The sequence below is a fragment of the Citrobacter sp. Cpo045 genome, assembly GCF_030332875.1.
Taxonomy (GTDB): Bacteria; Pseudomonadota; Gammaproteobacteria; order Enterobacterales; family Enterobacteriaceae; genus Citrobacter; species Citrobacter portucalensis.
In genome coordinates, this window is sequence record NZ_JAOWGZ010000103.1 from 245,622 (window position 1) to 271,175 (window position 25,554).

General features: G+C 50.0%; 30 protein-coding genes and 3 tRNA genes. 9 read left to right on the forward strand and 24 right to left on the reverse strand.

The window, feature by feature from the left end; all coding sequences use genetic code 11:
• Positions 1–110: 110 nt before the first annotated feature.
• Positions 111–539, forward strand: coding sequence for a universal stress protein UspC (gene uspC / locus OGY13_RS17145; RefSeq protein WP_032943802.1), 429 nt, complete (start codon positions 111–113; stop codon positions 537–539).
• 17 nt (positions 540–556) lie between these two features.
• Here uspC and otsA read toward each other — a convergent pair whose 3' ends face one another.
• The 6 genes from otsA to OGY13_RS17175 form a co-directional block, all read right to left on the reverse strand.
• Positions 557–1,978, reverse strand: coding sequence for an alpha,alpha-trehalose-phosphate synthase (otsA, locus tag OGY13_RS17150; RefSeq protein ID WP_032943805.1), 1,422 nt, complete (start codon positions 1,976–1,978; stop codon positions 557–559).
• A complete protein-coding gene (gene otsB / locus OGY13_RS17155; protein ID WP_213752291.1) occupies positions 1,953–2,756 on the reverse strand; it encodes a trehalose-phosphatase in 804 nt (267 codons plus the stop codon). Before otsB ends, otsA begins: the two co-directional genes overlap by 26 nt.
• 175 nt (positions 2,757–2,931) lie before the next feature.
• Positions 2,932–3,918 (reverse strand): L-arabinose ABC transporter permease AraH, encoded by a 987-nt coding sequence (araH, locus tag OGY13_RS17160; RefSeq protein ID WP_003034609.1) that lies wholly within the window; start codon positions 3,916–3,918, stop codon positions 2,932–2,934.
• 14 nt (positions 3,919–3,932) lie between these two features.
• Entirely contained in the window at positions 3,933–5,447 is a 1,515-nt protein-coding gene (araG, locus tag OGY13_RS17165; RefSeq protein WP_003839135.1) for an arabinose ABC transporter ATP-binding protein AraG, read from the reverse strand.
• A gap of 132 nt (positions 5,448–5,579) precedes the next feature.
• Positions 5,580–6,569, reverse strand: a complete 990-nt coding sequence (locus OGY13_RS17170; RefSeq protein WP_003833897.1) for an arabinose ABC transporter substrate-binding protein — start codon at positions 6,567–6,569, stop codon at positions 5,580–5,582.
• Between the two features lie 318 nt (positions 6,570–6,887).
• Complete coding sequence (locus OGY13_RS17175; RefSeq protein WP_213752292.1) at positions 6,888–7,445, reverse strand: DJ-1/PfpI family protein; 558 nt, start codon at positions 7,443–7,445, stop codon at positions 6,888–6,890.
• A gap of 555 nt (positions 7,446–8,000) precedes the next feature.
• Here OGY13_RS17175 and OGY13_RS17180 point away from each other — a divergent pair.
• Complete coding sequence (locus tag OGY13_RS17180; protein WP_003034597.1) at positions 8,001–8,504, forward strand: non-heme ferritin-like protein; 504 nt, start codon at positions 8,001–8,003, stop codon at positions 8,502–8,504.
• Positions 8,505–8,643: 139 nt separating this feature from the next.
• Here OGY13_RS17180 and OGY13_RS17185 read toward each other — a convergent pair whose 3' ends face one another.
• Entirely contained in the window at positions 8,644–8,895 is a 252-nt protein-coding gene (locus tag OGY13_RS17185) for a DUF2766 family protein (protein WP_003034595.1), read from the reverse strand.
• A gap of 129 nt (positions 8,896–9,024) precedes the next feature.
• On the opposite strand from OGY13_RS17185, the gene OGY13_RS17190 reads away from it, so the two are divergent.
• Positions 9,025–10,446, forward strand: coding sequence for an MFS transporter (locus OGY13_RS17190; protein WP_060683679.1), 1,422 nt, complete (start codon positions 9,025–9,027; stop codon positions 10,444–10,446).
• Positions 10,447–10,479: 33 nt separating this feature from the next.
• Here the strand turns inward: OGY13_RS17190 and OGY13_RS17195 are convergent, their stop codons facing one another.
• Positions 10,480–11,118 (reverse strand): RpiB/LacA/LacB family sugar-phosphate isomerase, encoded by a 639-nt coding sequence (locus OGY13_RS17195; protein WP_003034591.1) that lies wholly within the window; start codon positions 11,116–11,118, stop codon positions 10,480–10,482.
• A 267-nt stretch (positions 11,119–11,385) separates the two neighbouring features.
• On the opposite strand from OGY13_RS17195, the gene yecR reads away from it, so the two are divergent.
• Positions 11,386–11,721, forward strand: coding sequence for a YecR family lipoprotein (yecR, locus tag OGY13_RS17200; RefSeq protein WP_008785081.1), 336 nt, complete (start codon positions 11,386–11,388; stop codon positions 11,719–11,721).
• 194 nt (positions 11,722–11,915) lie between these two features.
• Positions 11,916–12,413: a non-heme ferritin gene (ftnA, locus tag OGY13_RS17205; protein ID WP_003034588.1), complete on the forward strand. Its 498-nt coding sequence runs from the start codon at positions 11,916–11,918 to the stop codon at positions 12,411–12,413.
• 45 nt (positions 12,414–12,458) lie between these two features.
• Here ftnA and OGY13_RS17210 read toward each other — a convergent pair whose 3' ends face one another.
• Entirely contained in the window at positions 12,459–12,698 is a 240-nt protein-coding gene (locus tag OGY13_RS17210) for a YecH family metal-binding protein (RefSeq protein ID WP_003034586.1), read from the reverse strand.
• A gap of 225 nt (positions 12,699–12,923) precedes the next feature.
• Here OGY13_RS17210 and tyrP point away from each other — a divergent pair, with 225 nt between their 5' ends.
• On the forward strand, positions 12,924–14,135 hold the full coding sequence (tyrP, locus tag OGY13_RS17215; RefSeq protein WP_008785083.1) for a tyrosine transporter TyrP: 1,212 nt from the start codon (positions 12,924–12,926) through the stop codon (positions 14,133–14,135).
• Between the two features lie 26 nt (positions 14,136–14,161).
• Here tyrP and OGY13_RS17220 read toward each other — a convergent pair whose 3' ends face one another.
• The 6 genes from OGY13_RS17220 to OGY13_RS17245 all read right to left on the reverse strand — a co-directional run bounded on the left by OGY13_RS17220 (position 14,162) and on the right by OGY13_RS17245 (position 18,173).
• A complete protein-coding gene (locus OGY13_RS17220; protein ID WP_003034581.1) occupies positions 14,162–14,827 on the reverse strand; it encodes a YecA/YgfB family protein in 666 nt (221 codons plus the stop codon).
• A 209-nt stretch (positions 14,828–15,036) separates the two neighbouring features.
• The gene (locus OGY13_RS17225; RefSeq protein WP_003833910.1) at positions 15,037–15,318 is read right to left on the reverse strand and encodes a heavy-metal-associated domain-containing protein; all 282 of its coding nucleotides are present in this window, start codon (positions 15,316–15,318) and stop codon (positions 15,037–15,039) included.
• Positions 15,315–15,671: a mercuric transporter MerT family protein gene (locus OGY13_RS17230; protein WP_003833912.1), complete on the reverse strand. Its 357-nt coding sequence runs from the start codon at positions 15,669–15,671 to the stop codon at positions 15,315–15,317. Before OGY13_RS17230 ends, OGY13_RS17225 begins: the two co-directional genes overlap by 4 nt.
• Entirely contained in the window at positions 15,649–16,791 is a 1,143-nt protein-coding gene (locus OGY13_RS17235; protein WP_167820048.1) for a transglutaminase-like domain-containing protein, read from the reverse strand. Before OGY13_RS17235 ends, OGY13_RS17230 begins: the two co-directional genes overlap by 23 nt.
• A gap of 208 nt (positions 16,792–16,999) precedes the next feature.
• Positions 17,000–17,470 carry an SRPBCC family protein gene (locus tag OGY13_RS17240; RefSeq protein WP_213752293.1) on the reverse strand — a complete coding sequence of 157 codons (471 nt, stop codon included), beginning with the start codon at positions 17,468–17,470 and terminating at the stop codon, positions 17,000–17,002.
• A gap of 13 nt (positions 17,471–17,483) precedes the next feature.
• On the reverse strand, positions 17,484–18,173 hold the full coding sequence (locus OGY13_RS17245) for a LolA family protein (RefSeq protein ID WP_213752294.1): 690 nt from the start codon (positions 18,171–18,173) through the stop codon (positions 17,484–17,486).
• A gap of 204 nt (positions 18,174–18,377) precedes the next feature.
• Here OGY13_RS17245 and OGY13_RS17250 point away from each other — a divergent pair, with 204 nt between their 5' ends.
• The gene (locus OGY13_RS17250; RefSeq protein ID WP_032943821.1) at positions 18,378–18,722 is read left to right on the forward strand and encodes a hypothetical protein; all 345 of its coding nucleotides are present in this window, start codon (positions 18,378–18,380) and stop codon (positions 18,720–18,722) included.
• A 156-nt stretch (positions 18,723–18,878) separates the two neighbouring features.
• On the opposite strand, the gene OGY13_RS17255 is transcribed toward OGY13_RS17250, so the two are convergent.
• The 6 genes from OGY13_RS17255 to uvrY all read right to left on the reverse strand — a co-directional run bounded on the left by OGY13_RS17255 (position 18,879) and on the right by uvrY (position 22,419).
• Positions 18,879–18,965 (reverse strand) — tRNA-Leu (locus OGY13_RS17255).
• A 12-nt stretch (positions 18,966–18,977) separates the two neighbouring features.
• A tRNA-Cys gene (locus OGY13_RS17260) sits at positions 18,978–19,051 on the reverse strand.
• Positions 19,052–19,102: 51 nt separating this feature from the next.
• Positions 19,103–19,178: transfer RNA gene (locus OGY13_RS17265), tRNA-Gly, on the reverse strand.
• A gap of 151 nt (positions 19,179–19,329) precedes the next feature.
• The gene (pgsA, locus tag OGY13_RS17270) at positions 19,330–19,878 is read right to left on the reverse strand and encodes a CDP-diacylglycerol--glycerol-3-phosphate 3-phosphatidyltransferase (protein WP_003030490.1); all 549 of its coding nucleotides are present in this window, start codon (positions 19,876–19,878) and stop codon (positions 19,330–19,332) included.
• 55 nt (positions 19,879–19,933) lie between these two features.
• A complete protein-coding gene (gene uvrC / locus OGY13_RS17275) occupies positions 19,934–21,766 on the reverse strand; it encodes an excinuclease ABC subunit UvrC (RefSeq protein ID WP_213752295.1) in 1,833 nt (610 codons plus the stop codon).
• Positions 21,763–22,419: a UvrY/SirA/GacA family response regulator transcription factor gene (uvrY, locus tag OGY13_RS17280; RefSeq protein WP_003834023.1), complete on the reverse strand. Its 657-nt coding sequence runs from the start codon at positions 22,417–22,419 to the stop codon at positions 21,763–21,765. The genes uvrC and uvrY overlap by 4 nt, the downstream gene beginning before the upstream one ends.
• A 296-nt stretch (positions 22,420–22,715) precedes the next feature.
• Between uvrY and OGY13_RS25170 the strand changes: the two genes are divergently transcribed.
• Both OGY13_RS25170 and OGY13_RS17285 read left to right on the forward strand, forming a co-directional pair.
• A complete protein-coding gene (locus OGY13_RS25170; RefSeq protein WP_418219448.1) occupies positions 22,716–22,859 on the forward strand; it encodes a hypothetical protein in 144 nt (47 codons plus the stop codon).
• A gap of 19 nt (positions 22,860–22,878) precedes the next feature.
• Positions 22,879–23,103, forward strand: coding sequence for a DUF2594 family protein (locus OGY13_RS17285; protein ID WP_003030482.1), 225 nt, complete (start codon positions 22,879–22,881; stop codon positions 23,101–23,103).
• A gap of 66 nt (positions 23,104–23,169) precedes the next feature.
• Here the strand turns inward: OGY13_RS17285 and sdiA are convergent, their stop codons facing one another.
• From sdiA to tcyL, 3 genes are all read right to left on the reverse strand, one after another.
• A complete protein-coding gene (gene sdiA / locus OGY13_RS17290; protein ID WP_008785095.1) occupies positions 23,170–23,892 on the reverse strand; it encodes a quorum-sensing transcriptional regulator SdiA in 723 nt (240 codons plus the stop codon).
• Positions 23,893–24,122: 230 nt separating this feature from the next.
• Positions 24,123–24,875 (reverse strand): L-cystine ABC transporter ATP-binding protein TcyN, encoded by a 753-nt coding sequence (tcyN, locus tag OGY13_RS17295; RefSeq protein WP_003030477.1) that lies wholly within the window; start codon positions 24,873–24,875, stop codon positions 24,123–24,125.
• On the reverse strand, positions 24,872–25,540 hold the full coding sequence (gene tcyL / locus OGY13_RS17300; RefSeq protein ID WP_003030474.1) for a cystine ABC transporter permease: 669 nt from the start codon (positions 25,538–25,540) through the stop codon (positions 24,872–24,874). The genes tcyN and tcyL overlap by 4 nt, the downstream gene beginning before the upstream one ends.
• Between the last annotated feature and the right edge of the window lie 14 nt (positions 25,541–25,554).

The window sequence follows — 25,554 nt, forward strand, 5'->3', positions numbered from 1 at the left end:
GAATAATCATGATGACATTCACACTATCGAGGCGGGAAACGTTGCAGTATGGGGTAAGCTGAGTAAAGCTGAAAAGCCCTCTCATAATTCTTGAAAAAAAGGAGCGAGTTATGAGCTATTCGCACATTCTTGTTGCTGTTGCCGCCACCCCTGAAAGTCAGCAGTTGTTAGACAAGGCGGTTTCTATCGCTCGCCCTGTCAACGCCCGAATTAGCCTGATTACGCTGGTCTCAGACCCCGAACTGTATAACCAGTTTGCTGCCCCCATGCTGGAAGACCTGCGTGAAGTGATGCAGGAAGAGACTCAGGATTTTATCGACAAACTTAGCAAAGAAGCAGAATACCCCATTGAGCATACCTTTATTACCTATGGGGCTCTGAATGAACATATCCTGGATGTGTGCCGCAAACACGCCATTGATCTGGTCATTTACGGTAACCATAACCACAGTTTTTTTTCGCGCGCTTCCTGTTCAGCGAAAAGCGTGATTCATACCAGCCAGGTGGACGTTCTTCTGGTTCCGCTAGCTGGAGATTAATCCACAGTGCTACGACTTCATGCGAGTTTAGAACAGGAAGAGATATTGTCTGGCAGTTGGCATTGACTCCGACGCGGCGTGACCGTTTTAAGATCGCAAATGAACGTCGCCTGCCAGTTGTCGATATCGTTTTTAACGATAGTCTCAAGCATTTCAGCGTGGCGCGAGATACGTTCGGTAAGTGGCATCGTCAGCGCCTGGTTTAATGCGCCTGCCACTTCATCCCGGTCATAAGGATTAACAATAAGCGCGGAGGTTAGCTCGTTCGCCGCCCCGGCAAATTGCGATAAAACCAGCACGCCAGGGTTAGCAGGATCCTGTGCGGCCACAAACTCTTTCGCCACCAGGTTCATACCATCGCGCAACGGGGTCACCAACCCTACATCAGAGTAGCGGAAGATCTTCATCAGCAATTTACGATCAAAATACTGGTTCAGATAGTAAAGCGGCGTCCAGCCCAGTTGCCCATATTTGCCGTTGATTCGCCCTGCCTCTGTTTCCAGTTGGTGGCGAATATCCTGATAGGCCTGCACCTCTTCGCGCGAGGTCGGTGCTATCTGCGTATAGCGAATTTTACCGTGGTGCTGCGGATAATGTTCCAGTAAGGCCTCATAGGCCTGAAAGCGCTCCGGCAAGCCTTTGGAGTAATCCAGACGCTCCACGGAGAAAATATTCTGCACATTTTTAAGCTCCGCTTTTAGCTGTGCCAGTTTTGGCGGCAGCGGACCGGACGCCTGTCGTGCAATCTCATCCGGTTCAATACCGATGGGATAAACCTGAGTACGAAACGCTTTTCCCCATGCCAGGTGCTGCTTATCTTTATGCGTGGTCACCCGAGTCTGGGCTGCGAGACAGTCCAGAAAAGCCTGGCGATCGTTTTCGGTCTGGAAACCAAGCAAATCAAAATCACACATTTGCTCAAGTAGCGCCAGATGCGGCGGGAGCGCATTAAAAATTTCCGGCGTCGGAAAAGGAATATGCAGGAAAAAACCGATGCGATTACGCACGCCACGCTTACGTAACTCGCAGGCAAACGGCAACAGATGGTAATCATGAACCCAAATAATGTCGTCATCGCCAAGCAACGGCAGAAGTTTATCTACCAGTAAGGCATTAACCCGTTGGTAACCTTCCCAGGCAGAGCGCTGAAACTGAACTAAATCCAATCGATAGTGAAACGCGGGCCATAAAACCGCATTTGAAAACTGGCAGTAATACTCTTCGTAATCTTGCTCACTCAAATTAAACGAGGCCCAGGTGATATTGCCACGGGTGACCTTTTTTAAAGGTTTATCCTCATTACCTGTATCACCACTCCAGCCAAACCATAAACCACCAGCAGCTTTTAACGCGCCCAGTACACCGACCGCGAGCCCACCCGCGCTCCCTTTGTCATCTGGTGAGGCGATACGATTAGATACTACGACTAAACGACTCATAGCCACCTCTTCTGTTATTCGTTGCTTTCGGTTCTTGCTGCGAAGAGTTATTTTTCTCCAGCCAGTGCCAGACATCCCTGACACTATCCAGACGCCATGTTGCCTGCGTCGGCCCGCTCCCTACCTTTACAGAAATACCGCCAGCGCGGTTAACTACAGCAAACCCTGTTTCATCTGTCAGATCATCACCGAAAAACACAGGGATCCGGCCAGCAAAAGGCGCTTCCTGCATAAATGCAGCTATCGCGTCGCCTTTATTACTGCCCTTAGGCTTTATTTCCACGACACATTTTCCGTGCTGCAGAGCAAGCTGCGGCCATCTGCGCGTGATGCGTTCAGCCAGCGTAACCAGCGCCGCTTCGTGTTCGGGTGCCTGGCGATAATGCAACGCGAAGGCCATGCCTTTGGTTTCAAGTGTTGTCCCCGGTAACGTCACCAACGCTGCGTGTAATAACGCCCCGGCTTCACGTTCGATAACTTCAGGCAGGTTTACTATGTGCGTTTGACCATTGATGTCACGGCGTTCTGCCCCATGCACTCCGGCAAGCGGAAAACGAAACGGAGTAGTGAGTGCGTCAAGCTCAACCATTGAGCGCCCTGAAATCAATGCCAGCGCATCCGCATTCTGCGTCGCTAACCGATGTAGACATTGCAGGATTGTCTTCGGGACAACGACCTGGTCGGGAAAAGGTTTAATCTCAGCAAGTGTCCCATCGAGATCAAAAAAGTATGCACAGTTTGCAGATTGTTCAGGGGGTAAAGTCAGTGATGCTGTCACCCGGTTATCCTCCTCATCATGGTCAGAACGCCACGCGGATCGCGGCATATAGATGATGTATGACGGATATAAGTATAGACAGTGTGACCATGCTCGCCATTTGAAAAAACAATCGCCAGCCGGGTAGCGGCTGGCGACGGGCAGAAGCTAGACTAAAAAGTTGGGGTTTAAATCATCAAACGGTACGCTTCGCTTTTTGCTTGTAACGGTCGAAGATCACCGCCGCCAGCAGGATGAGGCCACGTACCACATACTGCGCGAACGGAGAGATATTCAGCAGGTTCATCGCATTCTCAACCGTCCCCAGGATCAACACCCCGGCCACCACATATGAGATTTTTCCGATGCCGCCTTTAAGCGAAACGCCCCCTAACACGCAGGCTGAAATCACGATCAACTCATAACCGATTGAGGTCATTGGCTGGCCGCTGGTCATACGCGATGCGAGGATAATCCCGGCAATGGCGGATACCAGACCGGAAAGAATAAAGATAATAATCTTGGTACGAACAACCGGAACCCCAGCCAGGCGCGCCGCCTCTTCATTGCCCCCAATGGCCAGCGTATTACGCCCAAACGTGGTTTTGTTCAGCAGTAAGCCAAAGACAATGAAACAAACGACCGTGATCCAAATAGGCGCCGGCAGACCAAACCAGTTAGCATAGCCGAGTGTGAAGAAACGCTCGTCTTCAATCCCGACTGCCTTACCGTCGGAGATAATATAGGCCAGACCACGTACAATCTGCATTGTCGCAAGAGTAGTGATCAGGGCGTTAATTTTTAACCGCGCAATCACGAACCCATTGACCAGGCCACACAGAATACCGAGCAGCAGTCCGGCAGCCACACCAATCCACAGACTTTCGGTCATGTTAATGACTACGGCAGTGGTAACACCAGCACAGGCAATCACAGATGCGACAGACAGGTCGAAATCACCGGATGCCAGGCAAAACAGCATCCCGCAGGCAACCATACCCGACATCGATACCGCCAGCCCTAACCCCTTCATGTTGATGAAAGTCGCAAAGTTTGGCACAAAGAGGGAACAAACCAGGAACAGCACGGCGAACACCACCAGCATGCCGTATTGATCCCAAATGCGGCCCAGATTTAGCGCCGACTTCGCTGCGCCAGAACCCGATGTAGAAACGGAAGACATCATACTCTCCTTATTCAGGCTACAGCCTGGCTGACTTTAGGCATAGCAAGGCTCAACGCCTGGCGCTCATCCGCCTGTTCATGAAGTAACTCACCGGCAATTTCACCTTCTCTCATCACCACAATACGGTCGGCAACACCGAGTACTTCTGGCAGGTCACTGGAAGCAAACAATACGGCCACACCGCGCGCTGCGAGGGCATAAATCACGTTGTAAATTTCATGTTTGGCGCCCACATCAATGCCGCGTGTAGGCTCATCCAACAAAATCACTTTCATCTCTTCCGATAACCAACGACCGAGAATAGCCTTCTGTTGATTACCGCCGGAGAGGTTCATGATCAGTTGCTCTGCACCCGGCGTTTTGATGTTGAGTGAACGAATATGGTGATCGGCATTGGTCTCTTCCCAGCCGTTGTTGATCACGCATCCCCCCAGAACATGCTTACGCCGTGCACTAATGTTGATGTTGTTGCGCACTGAATGGACCGGAATGATCCCTTCAGCTTTGCGATCCTCCGGGCACAGCATCATCCCCGCTTCAATGGCATGGCTTGGTTTACGGATATCGATAGGCTGTTCATCAATAAATACCTGGCCCGCAGTGATACGCGTACCGCCGAACAGCCCTTTCATTAATTCGCTACGTCCGGCCCCCACCAGGCCAAACAACCCGACAATTTCACCGCTTCGCACGGATAAGCTGATTGGCGTACGCACGCCTGGAGCTTTGACTTCATGCAGCCGCAGACGCTCTGTGCCATACGGTCTGGATTTCCAGCCATAGATATCCCCGAGGTCGCGCCCGACCATCGCCTGCACCAGCGCATCGTGATCGACCTGCTGCATGTCCGTGAACGTTTTGACGTAATGACCATCTTTAAACACGGTGATGGCATCGCTGAGAGCAAAAATCTCCTCCATACGGTGTGAAACGTACAGAATGATGCGTCCTTCGTTGCGCAGCTCACGGATGACGCGAAACAGATTCTCAATCTCGCGAGCCGACAGGGAGCTGGTTGGTTCATCAAAGGCGATAATTTTGGCGTTTCGCGCCAGCGCTTTTGCAATCTCCACCATCTGCCACTGGCCAATGGAGAGGTATTTCAGTGGGGTATCGGGATCGATATCCATCCCCAGATGCTTCAGCTGGATTCCTGCTTCATAGTTCAGCAGCGAGCGGTTCACAATCCCGCCTTTGTGCGGTAACTGCCCTAAGTAAATATTCTCGGCAACGGTCATTTCCGGGACGAGATGCAGTTCCTGATAAATAATGGCGACACCGGCGTTGAGTGCGGCAGTGGTATCCGCGAACGAAACTTCCTGTCCGCGGATCGTCAGAGATCCCGTTGTTGGCGCATAGTTACCGCTGAGAATTTTTAAGAGTGTTGATTTCCCGGCGCCATTTTCGCCCATCAGCGCATGCACCTGTCCGGCATAGCAGTCGAAACTGATATCCGTCAGCGCCTTAACGCCCGGGAACGTTTTGCCAATGCCGCGAAATGAGAGATACGGGGTAGACTGTTGCATAACGTCTCCGTGAGTCAGGATTTTACCGGCCAGGAAAACCGCCGGACGTAGGCCCGGTAAGCACAGCGCCACCGGGCATTGCGCCGGAAGGCGGCTTCGCCTAATCCGGCCTACAACATCGCAGCACTTCTGTTACTTACCGCCTAAGCCTTTCTTCGCCAGCTCTTCTTTGAAGTTATCGCGGGTAATCAGCACCACATCTGTCACTTCAGTGAATGCCGGTGGCTCTGCACCTTTCGTTACCCAGTTGTAGAGCATTTCACTGGATTTGTAGCCGTGCACGTCCGGGCTTGGCAGCAGTGAACCGTAGAACCCGGTCGCTTCGCCTTTGGACAGTTCGCTCACCGCGTCAACACCGTTGATTCCGATACCAATCACGTTTGGTGCTTTGAAGCCCTGCCCCTCGGTCGCACGTACGCCACCCAGCACGGTGTTGTCGTTCATGCCGACAATCAGCCAGTTTTTGACTTCAGGATGCTGAACCAGCATGGAGTTGGCGGCGTCAAATGCGCCGGGGATGTCATTCGATTTTGTTGGGACCTGGTAAATCTGTTTTTCCGGGAAGCCTGCGGCTTTAAGCGCTTCCATTGAACCAGAAGTACGACGACGTGCGGTATCCAGTTCGTTGGCGGTAATGGCCATTACGGCGGTGGATTTCACATCCCAACCGCGTTTTTGCATCTCTTTGTACAGCTCCTGGCCCTGGCGTTCACCAATTTTGGTTGCCGCCATCATCACCAGCGGCACGGTATCCATCGGCTTACCTTTAGCGTTGGCAAACTGGTCGTCGACGGCAATGACTTTCATATCGTAGCCACGTGCCTTAGCCATAATGGCTGGCCCCAGTTTTGGATCTGGCGTACAAATCACAAACCCTTTTGCTCCACTTGCAGCCAGGCTGTCGATGGCGTTAAGGGTTTTCTCACCATCCGGAACGGCAATTTTAATCACCTCAAAACCAAGGTCTTTACCGGCTTTATCGGCAAATTTCCATTCAGTCTGGAACCACGGTTCTTCCGGCTGTTTGACCAGGAAACCGAGCTTCATGGATTCAGCGATAGCGGATTGTGACATAATGGCCGCCAGACCGATGGCAGCCAGCGCTTTAGTGAATTTGTGCATGGTTAACTCCAGCTTTAACGTTCTTTTATGTAGGGTAAAATCAGACGATTTTTTGTAATTCGGACGTAAAACAAGGCATTACCTTTTATTGATAAGATCAATGCCAGTGCTGAGAGTATTTTTAGCGGGAAATTGATTCTCCATAAGAGAGCGGCATCACACCACAGAATTACAGTAATTGCGTACATAAATTCAGCGGGAAATGACATAAAAAAACGCGGTTTTGTCGACGGGAAAAAAGAGGGGTAGCAGATTAGTCCATAACATCAGCCAACGAATCCTTGTTCCCGAATACCGAAGCATTCGGGAGCACAATGATTACCATCTGTAATAAATGTGGTCAGCGTGATCGCGAACCGGAATGTCATCTTCCAGCAGACGCGCTGAAAGCGTCAATGCAAAATCGAAAATATGCCCTAATCCTTTGCCGCTAATAAGGTTGCCATCTTCAACAACCGGCGCATCAATATATTCCCCATCCGCGACGTTTTGCCACAGATCTCCCGAACACACATAGCGACGCCCCTTCAGCAGGCCGTTGCCGCCCAGCACGCGCGCCGCCGCAGAACACACCGGGCAAATGAGTTTTCCAGCCTCGTCATGGCGAGCGATAAACTGGATGACAGCCTCACTGGCGGCAAGGTTAACGCTGCCCTGCGGCCCGCCGGGTAACACAACGGCATCATAAAGATCCGTCTGACGCGCAGCCAGCGTGCTGTCCGTCACCATCGGCACGTCATGGTAGCTCACCACCGCACGGGACTCGGCGCAGGCCAGTGTTTCAACTTCGATCTGCAGGCGACGCAGAATATCAATGGTAACAATGGCTTCCGCCTCTTCAAAACCAGGTGCCAGTAGCACGGCAACCTTTTTCATACACACTCCTCGATTTTTCCAAATACACCAAACAATAAATGTCGAATCATTCAGGCGCTTAACTTTATTAATTTCCACAAAACTGATCTGGCGCAAAAAAAATTAGCCAGCAGATAGCGTTCACCGACGCGGGTCAATGGTGAAATTTCTTCATCCGAAGACCAGATAATCATCTGGCGACAGACAATACCTGATTGTGAAATTCCATTTCGTGATATGAAACATCATTTCATTATCAATATTTCACTTTAATGCTATAAATATCAATCTGTTATATTCACAGCATTTATATACACAAGCGGAAAAATCACTAATATTGCTATGACAATATGTAAAAAATCATAAATACGCAGATTTAAGGATTTTCTTATGTCGGGACTGGAGTTATGCTGAATCTCGATCGGGAGCGAATATAATTCGTGATCACTAAAGGACCGGCGGAACGGATTTATTCTGCTAACAGTTTTAATTGTACGTAGAGGTGACGTGTAGCGGCAGCCCGTTGCACTGACGTTAGTAACGTACATCCCCCTTTCTGGAAATAAGGATATTGATATGGCTGCAGTTGGAATTGTTCATAAACTCAACACACAAATGAACCTCGAGTTCTACGCATCGAATCTTTACCTGCATCTCAGTGAATGGTGCTACGAACACAGCCTGACTGGCACCGCAACCTTTCTACGCACCCAGGCGCAAGGTAACGTGACTCAAATGATGCGTATGTTTAATTTTATGAAAAGTGCCGGGGCTAACCCTATCGTCAAGGCTATCGATGTTCCAGGTGATGAACTAACTTCCCTTGAAGAACTGTTTCAGAAAACGCTGGATGAATACCAACAGCGTTACAGCAAGCTATCACGCTTAACCAATGAAGCAGAAGCCTTGAATGATGCAACAACCATTGATTTTCTTCACGATCTGGAAAAAGAGCAGCAGCAGGATGGCGTGCTGTTACAGACGATTCTTGATGAAGTCCGCAGCGCTAAACGTGCGGGACTGTGCATGGCGCAAACCGATAAGCACCTGCTGAACGTCGTGAACTATCAACATCACTAATCTTCAATTTTCATCGTGTTAATGCCGGATAACGATGCGACGCACCTTATCCGGCTGGTGCTTAATTTTCTCTACGCCCACGCCTCTCATTCTGCGAGGCGCAAAAAAACCTTTCTAAAACCTGAAACAACGGTTTATTTTAGTGAGATTCATTCTGCGGCGTGAATTTCAACTCGATCAAGGCAACCGCTTTTTGTATTGCGCGCATAGTGACCGGATCGGCACCTGCAGGATGGCTGGAAAAGTCGATGCTTTTCAGCTGGCTGGACATTTTCTCCCGAACTTCAACTGGGGCAATAACATCAAGAACATCCAGAATCTGCTTGATAACCAGCTGACAGGCAACAACGTCCGAGAGCAGTTCCTGATCGGCATTCAGTGTTTGGGACATAGTGAGCTCCTTATAGAAAGGTCGTCATAGTACCCATTCAACGAACGAAACGATAGCCGCGCATACCTTCCGAATGCGCTGAAAATAAAAATAGTTCCAGTCAGTTTCTTTTGAGATGGCAAGCACAACATGAGTGAACATTTAGCGGTTGAGAACAAACGCGGTCTATCCCCGGCTGCATTACTTGTTGCCGGGGCTTTCTTTATGGAGTTTATTGACGGCACGGTGATTGCCACCGCACTGCCCGACATGGCGAAAAGTTTTGGCGTGCAGGCAGTTGACCTGAACATAGGTATCAGCGCCTATCTGATCACCCTCGCGGTACTGATCCCCGCCAGCGGCTGGATTGCGGATCGCTTCGGCGCCAGAAAGGTGTTTACCCTTGCACTGGCGATATTTACTCTCGCCTCGGTTTTATGCGGTTTGTCCGAAAGCCTTGAGAGCTTTGTCGCCATGCGAATCTTACAGGGTGTAGGTGGTGCGCTAATGGTTCCGGTTGGCCGACTCGCGGTATTACGAACCACGCCTAAACATCAGTTGATCACCGCTATTGCGACCCTGACCTGGCCCGCTTTAGTCGCGCCCATCATTGGCCCTCCCCTTGGCGGATTCATTACCAGCTATGCCAACTGGCGCTGGATCTTCTTCATTAATGTACCGCTCGGAATACTGGCGATTGCGCTGGCGCTACGTTTTATCCCGGATATTCATGACGACGAGCGCCGCCCATTTGATATAACAGGATTTATCGCAACCTCTGTTGCGATGGTGAGCCTGGTGTATGCCATGGAGTTACTGGGAACCCAACAGCCTCAGGGCTGGCTGACCGCCGGACTTTTGGTGCTAGGAACATTGACCTTTCTGTTTGCCCTGCATCATTTTCGTCGCACCGCCTGGCCAATGATTCGCCTTGATGCCATGAACGTCCCTACTTTTCGCGTCACCATGTATGGCGGATCGCTGTTTCGTGCCTCTATCAGCGCCGTGCCGTTTCTGCTGCCGTTAATGTTTCAGGTAGGTTTTGGCATGAACGCTTTTCACGCGGGTTCACTGGTGCTGGCGGTATTTGTCGGCAATCTGACGATTAAACCTGCCACCACCCCGTTGATACGCTGGCTGGGCTTTAAGAAGCTGCTGTTGATTAACGGTGCACTTAATGTTCTGGCGTTGCTGGCCTGTGCATTAATTACGCCGCAGACCCCCGTGTGGGTTATTTTGCTGGTGTTGTATCTGGGCGGTGTGTTCCGCTCAATTCAGTTTACCGGCGTCAGCACGCTTGCCTTCGCGGACGTCCCCGCGGCACAAATGAGCTACGCTAATACGCTGTTCAGTACGGCGACACAATTAGCAGTGGGATTGGGCATTTCTTTAGCCGCTATTGGCATCCGCATTGGCGATGTGGTCAGTGAAAAGCTGGCATTGGGCAATATTCCGGGGATCAGTTTCCGGCTGGCCTTTGTCGCTATTGCCATTATTTGTCTGGTAGGTATGGTGGATACGCTACGGCTCACCCGTGATGCAGGAAGCGCAGTATCGAACAGGAACAGGTAGCCCGGAGGGTGAACGCCGCCGGGCCAACAGGATTTAGCCAATCACCTCGCGTACAAACGCTTCGATTGCTTTGTCCTGGCAGTTTTCAAAGAAGCACTGCTGGAAGCGCGGGCCTGATACAGCGGTTTTCACCAGTTCAGGATCGATCGCGCGCAGCGTGTCCAGATAATTTTCTTTTACCACAGCCGCTTTCACCTGATTCAGAATACCGGCGTTACGCACCTGCGGCTCTTTACGCTCCGGTGGGTAGCCTTCACCGTTACGCCCGGTGAACGCTTTTTCAAACATATAGCGCACATTCAGCTCTGCACCCCAGCCAAAACCTTTGGCGAATGCCAGAGAAAGCGCGTTGCCGTTGTTAATTTGAGAGAACAAGAACGCATCTGCAGGATCAAGGCAATAACCACACACCACACCCGGATGGATATTCAGTGACATCATTGCCCCCTGGCCCGTACCGCAACCTGTAACAACAAAGTCTACAGCTTTGGAATTAAGCAGGATGCTGGCCATAATGCCTAAATGGATGTAGGTCAGATGATGATCATTTTCGTCGCTCATCCCAACGTTATAGACCGGAAAACCTTTCTCATCCGCAACGGCTTTAAGCTCATTATGGATGATGGCGTTTTTGCTTGCCTGGCTGTTTTCCATCATCAATGCAATTTTCATTCTGTACTCTCCTGAATGCGCTGCGGTAGCCCGCTGAAAGTCATAACATTCAGCCACATTACTATTTTGCAATCACACTTTCAAATTTAATGAAATTTAGTTTTAAAAAACAAAGTTGCGCTCACATTCCTGTCTGAACAGTTCAGAATTACCTCAAACAAATGACCTCGTTGTGATTAATCGCAGGTGATCTTCGGGCTATTCAAGCCATTGATGAGGGTCTCTGTATGCCATGATAGTGTATCTTCGAACTTTCAGAGCGATCTCATGAAGACCTTTATCCTAGCGCTTTTGCCGCTCATGCTGACAGGATGCACAATTACAAAACAGGCACAGGTCAGCGAAGCCAGCGCCATCACTGGTGTGGTTCGCCTGACTTATAATCAGGCCATGTTACAAACAGCACGTACCGATGACTACGTTACCCAGGGGACAGCCACCAAAGAGTGTCAGCGCCTGGGCTATGCCAGCGCAGAAGCGTTTGGCCAGCCGGTGTCAACCTGTAGCGTGTATGCAGGCTCTCTGTGCTTAAATACCAAAATTACACTCGCCTGGCAGTGTCATGGTGTCGCGGTGCCCCAATCACCTTCTTTCAATTATTAATATTTCCGACCAGCTCATTTTTGCTGGTCTTTTACCACTTTATTATTTATACCCTCCGTTTAATATCGTTAATGCGTTTTATTCCCATTCGCATTTTTAATAAATAAATTTATTATTTTACCTTTTGCAAATAATTAAATAACAAATTATAGTGGCGCCACGTCAATATATAATAACGTTTGTGGAGCAGAACCATGCTGAAAACAGAAATGATCGACCAACTGAATGAGCAAATGAATCTTGAATTATATTCATCTCTGCTCTACCAACAGATGAGCGCGTGGTGCAGCTATCACAGCTTCGAAGGTGCTGCCGCGTTTTTGCGCCGTCACGCCCAGGAAGAGATGACGCACATGCAGCGTCTGTTCGACTACCTGACCGATACCGGCAGCTTGCCGCGTATTAATACCGTTTCTTCACCCTTTGCTGAATATGCTTCTCTGGATGAACTGTTCCGTGTTACTTACGAACACGAGCAGCTAATCACCCAGAAAATTAATGAGCTGGCACACGCGGCAATGACCCACCAGGATTATCCAACCTTTAATTTCCTGCAATGGTATGTTGCCGAGCAGCATGAAGAAGAGAAATTATTTAAATCTGTTATTGATAAGCTGTCGCTGGCAGGAAAAAGCGGCGAAGGTCTTTATTTCATCGACAAAGAACTGGCTACGCTTGATACACAGAATTAATATTTTAGGGTAATGAAGGCAACCCGCCATCATTACCCCTTGAAATCAGTGACGGCAGATCTTGCTTTCGTGCGTAGAGAAGCCGTCTTCTTTTGCAATAAACTTTCCCTTCGCCGCTAAAAACGCCACCAACTCGCCTGCCGTCATATCCGCCGCAGAACAAGTGTGAAAACGCGCCTGCTCGCCGAAACGTGCCGTAATCGCCGCTTCAAGGCTGGCATTTGAATACTGCTCACCAGATTCAATCATCATGTTAAGCACTTCGTGACCGTGAATAGATTCCATATTACCTCCTTAATAAAGTCCGTAGCCTAATGTGAACCGCACATCGTCGCTTTGCGCTAACGCAGGTTTATCAGCAGATAAATGTCATTTGTTATACATCTTAATGGTCAAAACATCGTAAACATTAATGTACAGTCATTGTAACGGTGATTTGACGAAAATAGTGTTTTGCCTTAATCTGCGCCGCAGATATAACCATTGATTATCTCTGGGACAGAGGAAAGCGTGAAAAACAGAACCCTGGGTAGTATTTTTATCGTGGCGGGAACCACGATTGGTGCCGGTATGTTGGCAATGCCGCTGGCTGCGGCAGGCGTGGGGTTTAGCGTCACGCTGGTATTGTTAGTCAGTCTTTGGGCGTTGATGTGCTACACCGCTCTGTTGCTGCTTGAAGTGTATCAACATGTCCCGGCAGACACCGGGCTGGGTACGCTGGCAAAACGTTATCTTGGTCGTTACGGACAATGGGTAACGGGCTTTAGCATGATGTTTTTAATGTATGCCCTGACGGCGGCGTACATCAGTGGTGCAGGTGAACTGCTGGCCTCCAGCATCAGCGACTGGACCGGAACAAATATTTCCCCGACAACAGGCGTACTGCTGTTCACCTTTGTTGCCGGTGGCGTGGTTTGTGTTGGGACCTCGCTGGTCGATCTGTTCAACCGTCTGCTATTCAGTGCCAAGATAATCTTCCTGGTGGTGATGCTGGCTCTGTTAATGCCGCATATTCATAAAGTGAACCTGCTTACGCTGCCGCTGCAACAGGGGTTGGCGCTCTCCGCAATCCCGGTCATCTTCACCTCGTTCGGTTTTCACGGCAGTGTTCCCAGTATCGTCAGCTATATGAACGGTAACATCCGTAAACTGCGTTGGGTGTTTATTACGGGTAGCGCTATTCCTCTGGTCGCCTATATCTTCTGGCAACTGGCGACGCTTGGTAGCATTAACTCGACAACATTCATGGGGCTTTTAGCCAATCACGCAGGCTTAAACGGCTTATTGCAGGCATTGCGTGAAGTCGTGGCTTCGCCGCACGTCGAACTGGCGGTGCATCTGTTTGCTGACCTCGCACTGGCAACCTCTTTCCTCGGCGTTGCATTGGGATTATTTGACTACCTGGCCGACCTCTTCCAGCGCCGGAATACCGTAGCGGGAAGAATGCAAACCGGCGCGGTGACATTCCTGCCGCCGCTGGCATTCGCGCTGTTCTATCCGCGTGGTTTTGTCATGGCATTAGGGTATGCGGGCGTTGCCCTGGCGGTGCTGGCGCTGCTCATTCCCTCGATGCTGGCCTGGCAGAGCAGAAAACATAATCCGCAGGCCAACTACCGCGTAGCAGGCGGTGCTCCAGCGCTGGCGCTGGTATTTTTGTGCGGCATTGTGGTGATAGCAGTACAGTTTTCTATTGCAGCAGGATTACTACCAGAAGTGGGTTAAAACAAAGGGGCTTTCGCCCCTTTCTGTTAATGCAAACAGCACTGCTTATATTTCTTGCCGCTGCCACACGGACAAGGGTCATTGCGCCCTACTTTGGCATCCACTTTCACCGGTACTTTGACCGGCGTTTCCTGAGGATGCGCCATCCAGTAAGCATGCAGGTCCAGCGCAGCCAGGCGGATGGCATCCACGCTCTCTTCAAACGCTTCCGGCGTTAGTTTCTCAACCACCGCAAAGTTCTCTTCCGTACCGTGCAGCGCAATAGCTTCAAGTGCTGGTTTTAACGTGTCCGGTAACGCGGACCAGTCTGACAGTGCGACGCCGCGCATATAACCAAAGCACCACTCTTCAACGATGGTCAGTTCATGCTCGTCAATTTCACGCAAACCAAATAACGGCTCAAACTGCTCAGGATATTCATCCAGACGATCGGCCGTATCCGCCATATGTTGAAACGCCAGGTTCATGAAACGCGTCATTTCTTTTTCGGAGGACCAGCGAGGGACATACTGCGCGCCGCCCCAAATTGCGACCAGCCACTGCTCTGGTTCAATTTCATACGGTGAACTCAGCACCGCTGTCAGCAAACCATCCAGTTCTGACACATCCAGAATAGCCTTGTCTGTATTGTACTTAGTCAGTACATCATCCAGCCATTCCAGTTCGCTCTCGTTTAATGGTCCCGTTTTCATAACGCTTTTCCTTAGTCAAAAAATCTTGCCTGTGATCATCCTACACGGCTGGAGGGATAACAGATAAAAATGGGCATATGCGGCATATAGCTGCCGCCTGTTCAGGTTAACAGGAAACGAGGGGAATTCCGGAAGTTAACGCACAAAAGAGAACACTAAGCCGCCGGGCATCATACCGGGAAAACACAATAAAACCACCCGAAGGTGGTTTACTGTTGTTCAATACGGTTGAGCGTTGCGGTATAGCCCGTTTTCGCTACCGCGTTAAGTAAAGTATCGGTTGGGAAACCTTCTGGCACAATCGCTTCTGCTTGTCGGGTTTTTAGGGAGGATTTTGCTTTAATCACACCGTCGGTTTCACGTAGAGCCTGATTGACCGAAATAACGCACAGCGAGCAGGTCATATTTTGTATATCCAGCACCACTTTTTGATTGGCCGCCTGAGCCCACAGCGGCAGCAACAAGCATGCAACTAATGTGAAGATTTTCATTCAAATACCTCATAAAACCAGGCAACGAGCGTTGGATAAAATAGCACCGGCAAAATCAACGCCAGCGCGCACCAGTAGAGAACGCGCGCTTGCTTCAACGTTAACCATCCGGAGCACCACAGCCGCCTGGAAAAATAGAGCCGCCAGAAGACGCGCAGTAATAAGCCCAATGACACCAGCATCAGGGGAATTCGCAAAAACTCAAACTGGGTGAAAACAGCAAAGCTCGCCGCCGAAATACCAAACAACAAATAGAGCAGCGGTCCAACGCAGCATAAGCCCGCGGTGACAGCAGCCGCAGCGGCCGTCAACAGGGTGAGCCCCGCCCCTTTAGCGTTGTTCTGTGGCGACATAGCTGTAAGAGAACGCTTTAGGATCATAGAAATTGATCGGGTCACCATCGACTTCAGCGTAAGGATAGCCAAAGTTGTTCATGGCACCCTGCTCCGTTGCCGGATACAGCTCGAAATCACGCCCGTAGTTAAATCCAACCCAGTTCATTTCCCAGTTACCAAACAGGTAAGTGTTTACCGCCTGGACATCGGCGTCCTGATGCGATTTTTTCTCTGCCAGACGCATTTTGGTCACATCAGCAGGATCGCACGGTAACCAGCCGTAACCGGCCAGATAGAATTCGGCTCGGCAATGTTGCCCGCCGCTCACATCGGCGACGCCTGCACTGTCTGCTTTGCCAAAAGCGCTTTTCGAGTAACGTTCGAGTTTATTGGCTTTGCCCAGACGGATGCCAAACAGTTCGCGCGCCGGAATGCCGCTGGCCCGTGCCAGAGCAACAAAAACGGAGCTCATGTCGGTGCATTTTCCTTTGAGCTTACCGCTTTTTAAGATTTCCGCCACATCCCCCGTGCCGCAGCCAATAACGTCATTATCGCGCTCCATATGGCTACTCACCCACTCGTAAATCAGGCGTGCTTTTTTCAGCGGATCCTGCTCATTACCGGTAATTTTACGCGCGGTTTCCAGAACCAGCCCATCAACTGGGGTATGTGTCGTCGGTAGCAGGTACGGTTTTACATCCAGCGGATAAATAATCTGCTCCGGCGCTTGCCAGGTTTTCAGCGCGTCCTGCTTCAGCGGCTCCCAGTCGGCGGTTTCAATGTCGATATCAACGTTAATCAACAGTTCGCCCTGCGAGTCAGGCCAAGTGGCGAACAGCGTTTTCGCGCCATAAGTATTATTAGTGGTAACGTACGCATGCTTGTAGTTTCCGCTAAAGGCAAGCGCCGTCATTTGTTGAAACGCGGTATCTACCGGAAGCGGGATCCACAGTTTTACCACGCCGCTCGATCCCTTAGGAGGGTTAAGTTTATACGTCTGGGATAACACAAAGCGCCGACGCGCGACTGGTGCAACGGATGGCTCAGCGGCGTGAACCGTCTGGCTAATAACCGCAGGACCGACTAAACCGGCGGCGGAAAGGAGAACGCTATTTTTGAGAAATTGTCGACGTTGCATTGCTGTCTGTCCATGTTGTAAGAGTTGGGCTACGGCTAAGAAGGTAAAAACCGTATGCGATCATCACAGCAGACAGACGCTGACATAAAAAGGTGAGCCGATGGAGGTTATTCATCAATAACAGACCTGTTAACTGTGAATGAAATAAGAAACTGCGCGACAGATAGTAAGCCATAGGCAGGCAAAAAGTACAGCCGTGAGAGCGAGTTCAGAATATATAAACATTCGTTGCCAGCTTACGGGCTAACCCTCTGGCCCCTTCGCGCATAACCATATCGTGATTCCAGCGAAAAACAGGTGCCGCCAGCGGAGCCAGGTAATTCATCCAGCGAATCGTGGTGCTAACATTCCAGTCATATCTGACGATAGTCTCTGTGCCATTGGCAGAAAAAGACCACACGCCTCGCCCTTCAACCGCCCCGCTGGCTTGCCCCTCAAGCAGCGAGCAGGGCAGAATATTCAACACGTTGATGTCAAAGGTTAAGCGATAAGGAAGCGCTCCTTTCCAGGTATAACGATGCAGCGCCCCAATGCCCTGTGTATCACCTTTTTTAATCTCAACGATGCGTTCCAGACTTTCCCACCATTCTGGCCACTGATCGGGATGAGAAAAAACATCCCATACCTCCTGAATTGAAGCCTCAACCCGCCAGACGGTGGAAAACCGATAGTTAGCCATAATACAGACTCCCTCAAGGCGAGAAGAAATTGGCGGGAAAACGGATGTTAATGACCATAGCATCCAGAAGCACGGTTTCTAATCGCTGCCCATCTGGCGCATAGCTGATCACTTTGGCAGGGAGTCCATGATAATTATCCAGCCAGACGTCATAACGATGTACTCCATCAACCGCCATTGTTCCAGGCCCAACCACAGATACGTGCATTGTCGCCCGTCCTGCAAGGTTTTCCTTACCAACAGTGGTTGTTGTCCCTTCGCGTTGCAGATGACGAATATTGCCCAACAACACGCCGATATCCGAGCGATCCACCCGATGACCGCGCTCATCCTGGATCAATGAATTAGTAGGTGACAGGTGCAAAATGGGCAACGAACCCACACCAAATGGCCATAACGTCACTTTACCGCTGACAGGATTAAAAATAAGCACCGCACCTGAATGCGGTTGGGTAAAATCCATCCGCACGTACCCAGGCTTTTGAAAGCTATAGCGAATAATTTTGCTTTCATCGGATGGCGACGAGGAGCGCATCATAACCTGATAAGACGTCAGGTTATTAAATGACTGTTGAGAAAACGCGATGGGATCCGTAGCCCTGGCATTCTGCGAAAAGATATCCTTTTTTTCCACCGAATATGCTGCACCACTAAGGGTGAGCAATGCTGCGAACATAACTATCGGAAAAGATGAAATGCTCATAGCAGTCCCCTGAACCAGCATTGCCAGCAAAAAGAAGTAATCACCTGTTGGCTGTTTTTATTATAGTTCTTAACTGCGCGGCACTACTCTTCCGGACTTTTAAACACAGTATGGATAGCAGGTTTAAATTATTGGTTTTCTTTTCAGTTAAGATGACAACATAAAGCTATACTTTAATAGCCATGCTTTTTATAGGTATTAATCATGAAACTGCCATCGGTATTTTCATGCGCCGTTCTCATATTACTGCTGCTGGCGTCATCGTCTGCCACAGCCAGCGCGTTACAAAACCAGGCTGTCAGAGAGCAAGAGTTGAGCGAGGCACTTCGAGCTGGTAATGGCGTGATCATCATTGGCGGGACGGATGATTTTGTTTTCACGTTCAGGGCACGAAACCGAATCCACAGACAGCTGGCGATACAGGATGGCTTTGGCGATCCCATCCTGATGAATGGTTTCCAGGACCACAACTATAATCCCGCCCGCGATGGGTTTATCAACAACCCTGCCCGAGGGGGCTTTATGTTTAACGCGCCGATTCGGCGATAGATTGATTAGCAATAGTGAGTATATAAAGGGCAGTTTACGTTTCTGGCAGGTTGCTTGACGCAAGGTATCTATGCTTGTAAAAAACAGGCACAAAAAAACCACCCGTAGGTGGTTTCACGACACTGCTTATTGCTTTGATTATTCTGTTCTTTCCCATGGTACCCGGAGTGGGACTTGAACCCACACAGCGCGAACGCCGAGGGATTTTAAATCCCTTGTGTCTACCGATTCCACCATCCGGGCTCGGGAAGAAATTGGAGGCGCGTTCCGGAGTCGAACCGGACTAGACGGATTTGCAATCCGCTACATAACCGCTTTGCTAACGCGCCGAAATCTTCTGGCTTTACAGCCGACATCCGCTATTGCCGATGTCTTAAAATTGGAGCGGGAAACGAGACTCGAACTCGCGACCCCGACCTTGGCAAGGTCGTGCTCTACCAACTGAGCTATTCCCGCATCACCAAGTAACTTTGTTAATCACTTGATTTTGTTATCGTCTGGCAATCAGTGCTGCCGTTCGATGCGTTGCATTCTACTTACCTGACGCAATGAGTCAACGATATTTTTCACCACTGACGATCGTTTGCTGAAATTTGCGTCGAAACGATCACTGATCAAGCAAATCTCCACGTGCAGCGCTCAAATACTGGAACATTGACCACAAAGTCAGTATCGCGGCGACGAAGAAAAGTGCGATCCCAGCATACTCTACCCAGATATTTGGACGCCACAGCAGCCAGGCCAGAGCAGCCATTTGCGAAGTGGTTTTCACTTTACCGATCCAGGATACGGCTACGCTGCTGCGTTTACCCAGTTCGGCCATCCATTCACGCAGTGCAGAGATGATGATTTCACGCGCAATCATTGTTGCGGCAGGAAGCGTCACCCACCAGCTGTGGTAATGCTCTGTCACCAGGACCATCGCGATAGCCACCAGCACCTTATCAGCGACCGGATCAAGGAAGGCGCCAAAACGCGTGCTTTGGTTCCAGCGGCGTGCCAGAAAACCGTCAAACCAGTCAGTGACCGCTGCGATACAGAAGATCAGCGCACAAACAAAGGGAGCCCAGGTGAATGGCAGGTAAAAAGCCAATACAAAGAATGGGATCAGGATGACGCGAAACAGCGTGAGCAACGTAGGGATATTAAATTGCATATGACGGATAACTATCTGTTGTCAGTGAAATTACCCCTATGTTGCTACAGAGGGCCTAATGTTTCAACGAGTAGAAGATCTTTTCTGCCAGAGCTTGCGAAATACCCGGCACTTTTGCAATTTCTTCGATACTTGCGTTACGAAGGCCTTGCAAACCTCCCATATATTTCAACAACATCTGGCGACGCTTTGGCCCGACACCTTCGATGGTCTCAAGCGTGCTGGTGCTTTTCACCTTCGCCCGCTTTTTACGATGCCCGCTAATCGCATGATCGTGAGATTCATCGCGGATATGCTGGATAACGTGCAATGCAGGCGAATCCGGCGGCAGGCTAAAGCCCTCACCTTCCGGCTCAAAGAACAGCGTTTCCAGGCCTGCTTTACGATCGGCCCCTTTTGCCACCCCCAGCAAGAGTGGGTGCTGTTTGTCCCAGGGAACATCCAGCTCAGCAAAAACGGCTTTCGCCTGCCCTAACTGACCTTTACCGCCGTCGATCAATATGACGTCCGGAATCTTACTTTCTTCAATCGCCTTACCATAACGCCGACGCAAAACCTGATTCATCGCCGCATAATCATCACCCGGCGTAATGCCGGTAATGTTGTAGCGGCGATACTCTGCGCGCAGCGGGCCATTGGCATCAAAGACCACGCAGGAAGCTACCGTCTGTTCACCCATCGTATGGCTGATGTCGAAGCATTCCATACGCTTCACCGCAGGTAACTTCAACACCGATGCCAGCGCCGTCAGACGTTGCGTAATCGTCGACTGCTGAGAAAGTTTTGTGGTGAGCGCCACTGCCGCGTTGGTCCGCGCCAGCTTGAGATAACGTGCGCGATCTCCTCGCGGTTTCGTCTGCACGTTAATCTTCCTGCCGGCCAGTTCAGACAGAGAGTCTGCCAGCAGGGTTTTATCGCTAAGATTAAAATCGAGCAGGATCTCCCCGGGTAAGGTACGCATCTGGCTCCCCTGCAGATAAAACTGCCCGACAAAGGTTTCGACGACCTCGCCGAGTTCCGTGCCACCGGGTACTTTCGGGAAATAGCTGCGGCTGCCCAGCACTTTACCCTGGCGAATAAACAGAACGTGCACACAGGCCATACCGGCTTCAAACGCCACGCCAATGACGTCCAGATCGTCTCCGGTATTAGAGACAAACTGTTTTTCTGTCACGCGGCGTACGGCCTGAATTTGGTCACGAATGCGCGCAGCCTCTTCAAACTCGAGATTTTGGCTGGCCTTTTCCATGCGGGCGATCAGCTGCGTTAATACCTGATCGTCTTTTCCGGACAAGAACAGACGAACATACTCGACCTGCTGAGCATACTCTTCCTCACTCACCAGACCCGCGACACACGGACCGAGACAGCGGCCAATCTGATATTGCAGACAAGGCCGAGAACGGTTGCGATAAACGCTGTTTTCGCACTGGCGGATAGGGAATATTTTCTGCAACAGCGCCAGCGTTTCACGCACCGCATAACCGTTAGGGAACGGTCCAAAGTACTCGCCTTTGGCATGCTTTGCCCCGCGATGCATCGCCAGACGCGGGTGGGTATCGCCGCTAAGGAATATAAAAGGGTAGGATTTATCATCGCGCAGCAATACGTTATAGCGCGGCTGATACAGCTTGATGTAGTTGTGCTCAAGCAATAACGCTTCGGTTTCAGTGTGCGTTACCGTGACATCAATCTGCTGGATTTGCGCGACCAGCGCTTCGGTCTTGCGTGACGCAAGATTACTACGGAAGTAGCTGGAAAGCCTTTTTTTCAGGTCTTTCGCTTTCCCGACATAGATAACCGTCCCGGCGGTATCATACATACGATAGACGCCGGGCTGACTGGTCACGGTTTTCAGGAACGCTTTGGCATCAAACTGATCGGTCACTGGCTTGTTAATGTCTCCGCATTACACAGGCCATGGCGAATTGCCAGGTGAGTCAGCTCTACATCGCCGTGAATGTTTAATTTACTGAACATTCGATAGCGATAGCTGTTCACCGTTTTAGGACTAAGATTCAGCTGTTCTGAGATCTCATTGACCTTCTGACCTTTGGTGATCATCAGCATAATCTGCAACTCGCGTTCAGACAAACTGGCAAACGGGGTTTCCGTTTTCTCAGGCTCAATCTGGCTGAGCGCCATTTGCTGTGCGATATCGGAGGCAATATAACGCTGCCCGGAAAAAACCGAACGAATCGCACTCACTACTTCCTGGGGGGCGGCGCCTTTGCTGAGATACCCTGCGGCCCCTGCCTGCATAACTTTTGCAGGTAATGGGTTTTCGGTGTGTACCGTCAGCATGATCACTTTAATGTCTGCCGTGGAACGCGCAATTTTGCGGGTTGCTTCCAGACCGCCAATACCGGGCATATTCATATCCATCAGCACAACGTCAACGGAATTTGAGCGGCACCATTTTACCGCATCTTCACCGCAGCACGCTTCGCCGACAACTTTTATGCCTTTTATATCTTCCAGAATGCGTCGTATCCCTGCGCGCACCAGTTCGTGGTCATCAACAAGAAAAACGTTGATCAAAGGAATATCTCCAGAATAGGGATAACGCTACCGATAGTTAATCGGCCCTATGTTAACGGGTTTTATCTCAACTTTGAAATGTAAAAAACGCCCGACTTTCGATTTTGCTCTCGTTTTTGGAAATTAGATTGTACGACGAGTGGAAACTTTCAGTCCTGACAGCCTTCTGCCACGGTTATATCTGCATAGCTGTTTCAGAATAGTGACAAAAAATTCATATTCCCCCGCTGAATGCAAAATAGGCAGTCAAAGTTGTAACAATAATTAACGAGGAAAATACTCGAAATAAACAACATGTGGAGAAAATATATGCACTGCAACATGTTGTTTATTTTAATGTCCACAACATTGGTCCGCGCAAAAAACAACCACAGATATTTTTAGCCTCGCTTATGGTATACTCCGCCGCCTTAAGATTTGACATCGCACTTTTTCATTGAAACATAACGAGGAAAATAAATGAGTACGCCTGACTTTTCCACTGCTGAGAATAACCAGGAACTGGCCAATGAAGTCACCTGCCTGAAAGCCATGTTAACGCTGATGCTGCAGGCAATGGGTCAAGCCGATGCAGGCCGCGTGATTCTTAAAATGGAAAAACAGCTCGCGCTGATTGAAGATCAATCACAGGCGGCGGTATTTTCCAACACGGTTAAGCAAATTAAACAAGCTTACCGCCAGTAAAAAGAAACCGGCTGATAGCAATGCTCTCAGCCGGTTTTGCGTCTGACACTCAGAACGATAATTTACTCAGATAAGCCCGGTTGCCGCGGCATAACAGGCTATCTGCGTTTTGTTTGGTGCATTGAATTTCTTTTGCATATTCTTCTGATGGAAGTTCACGGTATTTTCAGAAATCGACAGAATGATGGCTATCTCAGAAGAGGTCTTCCCCTCCGCCGTCCATTTCAATATTTCCTTTTCCCGCTTGCTAAAGCGCATTTCTGGCGCCATAACCATGTCATCTTCCAGCCGCGTCAGTACAGACAGGCTTTCCCGCACCAGAAGCTGCATCCTGAGCTCCACTTCATCGCTCGCAAGGCGACTGTTACGAATACTTGCACGCGATACAGATAAAAAACCCAACGCCCGATTAGGCAACATTAAGCATTGCGTCATCCCTTTGCGTAAACCGTGATTGCGTGCGGCGTCCCACAAAGGTTGCGCATCGCGAAACAGAGTATCGTTCCAGGGTAAATGCCCCTGACTGAAGTTTTCAGGTTTCAGCACCGGATCAATGGCGAAATAATTTTCGGACTGATAATGCGCCACCCATGCTTTGGGATAGGTCGTATGAAGAGACGTTTTAGGTCGGGTAAAAGGTACCGGATGACGAACACAGAGCGCGTAAAAATCGAACTCTAAGTGCTGCGTCTGTTGTTGTAATTCCGTATAGACATCCTCTGCCGTCGCCATTTCCTGAAAGCGTAACAGCATGCTCCGTCGCCAGGTGAAGAAATCATGATCCTGCATACTAAGTGGTAATGCCCCTGAGATTGATAATCATCCAAACATATGAAACAAGCTAACACATAAATGTATTTTATATATGCAAATTATCGGACAAATGAAGAATTACTTGAGTATTACTCAACAGTGGAAGGAAGTAACAGATTCAAGCATTAATAATAAAGCAATAATTATAAATAGTTATGCGAACAGCACTCGCCAGAAACAATTCCGACGAGTGCTATATGCACTATTTATTGCATCAAAAACTTCTCAAGAAACTGACGGGTACGCGGCTGCTGCGGATGCGTGAATAAGGATTTTGCTGGTCCCTGCTCCACTATCCGTCCTTGATCCATAAATATCGCTCTATCGGCAACATCGCGAGCGAAGCTCATTTCATGCGTCACAATTACCATGGTGCGTTTTTCCTGCGCCAACTGGCGAATGGTATTCAGCACCTCGCCAACCAGTTCAGGGTCAAGCGCTGAGGTAGGTTCATCAAATAAAATAACCTCAGGTCGCATCGCCAGTGCCCGGGCAATCGCTACGCGCTGCTGCTGTCCGCCCGATAAACGCCGCGGATAGCTGGTTTCTTTACCTGCTAGCCCGACTTTCGCCAGCAATTCACGCGCACGAGCTGTCGCTTCAGCTTTTGGTTCACCTTTGACTATCACCGGCCCTTCAATAATGTTTTCCAGCACCGTCCGATGCGGGAACAAATTAAAGTTCTGAAACACAAAACCGACGTGCTGACGTAACTGACGAATCAGCCCTTTCTGCTGAGTCAACGAACGCGCGGTATCAATGGTAATCTCACCCACTTTAATAGTGCCCGCCTCCGGTTGCTCCAACAAATTAATGCTACGCAGCAGCGTGGTTTTGCCCGATCCGCTCGGCCCAATAATCGCTACTACTTCACCAGGTTTGACGTCAAGATCGATCCCATGCAGCACCGTTTGCCCATGAAATTTTTTGACCAGGTTTCTGACTTCGATAGCACTCATTTCGGCTCTCTCTCCTGGCGGTTCAGTTGTTCTTCAAAATAGTTTTGCAGCGCAGAAAGCACCGTCGCCATCACCCAGTAAATCAACGAGGCCGCCAGATACATCGTAAAGACTTCCAGCGTACGCGAGGTAATCAGCTGCGCCTGACGGAACAGTTCCGGAACCTGAATAGTGGCGGCCAAAGAAGTATCTTTCACCAGACTGATAAAGCTGTTGCTCAGCGGCGGCAACGCAACGCGCGCAGCCTGCGGCAGGATTGCCCGGCGCATGGTCTGCCAGCGCGTCATACCAATACTGGCGCCTGCCTCCCACTGCCCTTTATCGATGGAAGAGATTGCCGCACGCAGGGTTTCCGCAGCGTAGGCCGCCGTATTCAGCGACAAGCCAATCATCGCCGCCGGGATGGGATCAAGCTCAATACCAAACTGCGGCAGACCGTAATAGATCATGAACAGCTGGGCAATCAGCGGTGTTCCGCGAAAAATAGAGATATAAAAACGCGCCAGCCAGCGCACAGGCAGCAGTGGCGACAGACGCATCAATGCCAGGATAAACCCCAGCACGAGGCCAAAAAACATCCCGCCGATACTCAGTTGCAGCGTAAAAACTGCGCCTTTGAGCAGATACGGCAGAGAATCAATTACCAGTTGGATACTTTCATGCATTAGCGTTTTTCGAC

What these genes read in the sequence shown, in the direction of transcription:
- araH (WP_003034609.1), bottom strand. Translation starts at nt 3,918, where the DNA reads ATGTCTTCCGTTTCTACATCGGGTTCTGGCGCAGCGAAGTCGGCGCTA.
- OGY13_RS17285 (WP_003030482.1), top strand. Translation starts at nt 22,879, where the DNA reads ATGAGTACGCCTGACTTTTCCACTGCTGAGAATAACCAGGAACTGGCC.
- OGY13_RS17245 (WP_213752294.1), bottom strand. Translation starts at nt 18,173, where the DNA reads ATGAGCATTTCATCTTTTCCGATAGTTATGTTCGCAGCATTGCTCACC.
- ftnA (WP_003034588.1), top strand. Translation starts at nt 11,916, where the DNA reads ATGCTGAAAACAGAAATGATCGACCAACTGAATGAGCAAATGAATCTT.
- OGY13_RS17230 (WP_003833912.1), bottom strand. Translation starts at nt 15,671, where the DNA reads ATGTCGCCACAGAACAACGCTAAAGGGGCGGGGCTCACCCTGTTGACG.
- OGY13_RS17210 (WP_003034586.1), bottom strand. Translation starts at nt 12,698, where the DNA reads ATGGAATCTATTCACGGTCACGAAGTGCTTAACATGATGATTGAATCT.
- OGY13_RS17185 (WP_003034595.1), bottom strand. Translation starts at nt 8,895, where the DNA reads ATGTCCCAAACACTGAATGCCGATCAGGAACTGCTCTCGGACGTTGTT.
- OGY13_RS17235 (WP_167820048.1), bottom strand. Translation starts at nt 16,791, where the DNA reads ATGCAACGTCGACAATTTCTCAAAAATAGCGTTCTCCTTTCCGCCGCC.
- OGY13_RS17175 (WP_213752292.1), bottom strand. Translation starts at nt 7,445, where the DNA reads ATGAAAAAGGTTGCCGTGCTACTGGCACCTGGTTTTGAAGAGGCGGAA.
- OGY13_RS17240 (WP_213752293.1), bottom strand. Translation starts at nt 17,470, where the DNA reads ATGGCTAACTATCGGTTTTCCACCGTCTGGCGGGTTGAGGCTTCAATT.
- pgsA (WP_003030490.1), bottom strand. Translation starts at nt 19,878, where the DNA reads ATGCAATTTAATATCCCTACGTTGCTCACGCTGTTTCGCGTCATCCTG.
- OGY13_RS17190 (WP_060683679.1), top strand. Translation starts at nt 9,025, where the DNA reads ATGAGTGAACATTTAGCGGTTGAGAACAAACGCGGTCTATCCCCGGCT.
- OGY13_RS17250 (WP_032943821.1), top strand. Translation starts at nt 18,378, where the DNA reads ATGAAACTGCCATCGGTATTTTCATGCGCCGTTCTCATATTACTGCTG.
- OGY13_RS17170 (WP_003833897.1), bottom strand. Translation starts at nt 6,569, where the DNA reads ATGCACAAATTCACTAAAGCGCTGGCTGCCATCGGTCTGGCGGCCATT.
- tcyL (WP_003030474.1), bottom strand. Translation starts at nt 25,540, where the DNA reads ATGCATGAAAGTATCCAACTGGTAATTGATTCTCTGCCGTATCTGCTC.
- OGY13_RS17180 (WP_003034597.1), top strand. Translation starts at nt 8,001, where the DNA reads ATGGCTGCAGTTGGAATTGTTCATAAACTCAACACACAAATGAACCTC.
- yecR (WP_008785081.1), top strand. Translation starts at nt 11,386, where the DNA reads ATGAAGACCTTTATCCTAGCGCTTTTGCCGCTCATGCTGACAGGATGC.
- otsA (WP_032943805.1), bottom strand. Translation starts at nt 1,978, where the DNA reads ATGAGTCGTTTAGTCGTAGTATCTAATCGTATCGCCTCACCAGATGAC.
- OGY13_RS17220 (WP_003034581.1), bottom strand. Translation starts at nt 14,827, where the DNA reads ATGAAAACGGGACCATTAAACGAGAGCGAACTGGAATGGCTGGATGAT.
- uspC (WP_032943802.1), top strand. Translation starts at nt 111, where the DNA reads ATGAGCTATTCGCACATTCTTGTTGCTGTTGCCGCCACCCCTGAAAGT.
- OGY13_RS17195 (WP_003034591.1), bottom strand. Translation starts at nt 11,118, where the DNA reads ATGAAAATTGCATTGATGATGGAAAACAGCCAGGCAAGCAAAAACGCC.
- tcyN (WP_003030477.1), bottom strand. Translation starts at nt 24,875, where the DNA reads ATGAGTGCTATCGAAGTCAGAAACCTGGTCAAAAAATTTCATGGGCAA.
- sdiA (WP_008785095.1), bottom strand. Translation starts at nt 23,892, where the DNA reads ATGCAGGATCATGATTTCTTCACCTGGCGACGGAGCATGCTGTTACGC.
- araG (WP_003839135.1), bottom strand. Translation starts at nt 5,447, where the DNA reads ATGCAACAGTCTACCCCGTATCTCTCATTTCGCGGCATTGGCAAAACG.
- OGY13_RS17225 (WP_003833910.1), bottom strand. Translation starts at nt 15,318, where the DNA reads ATGAAAATCTTCACATTAGTTGCATGCTTGTTGCTGCCGCTGTGGGCT.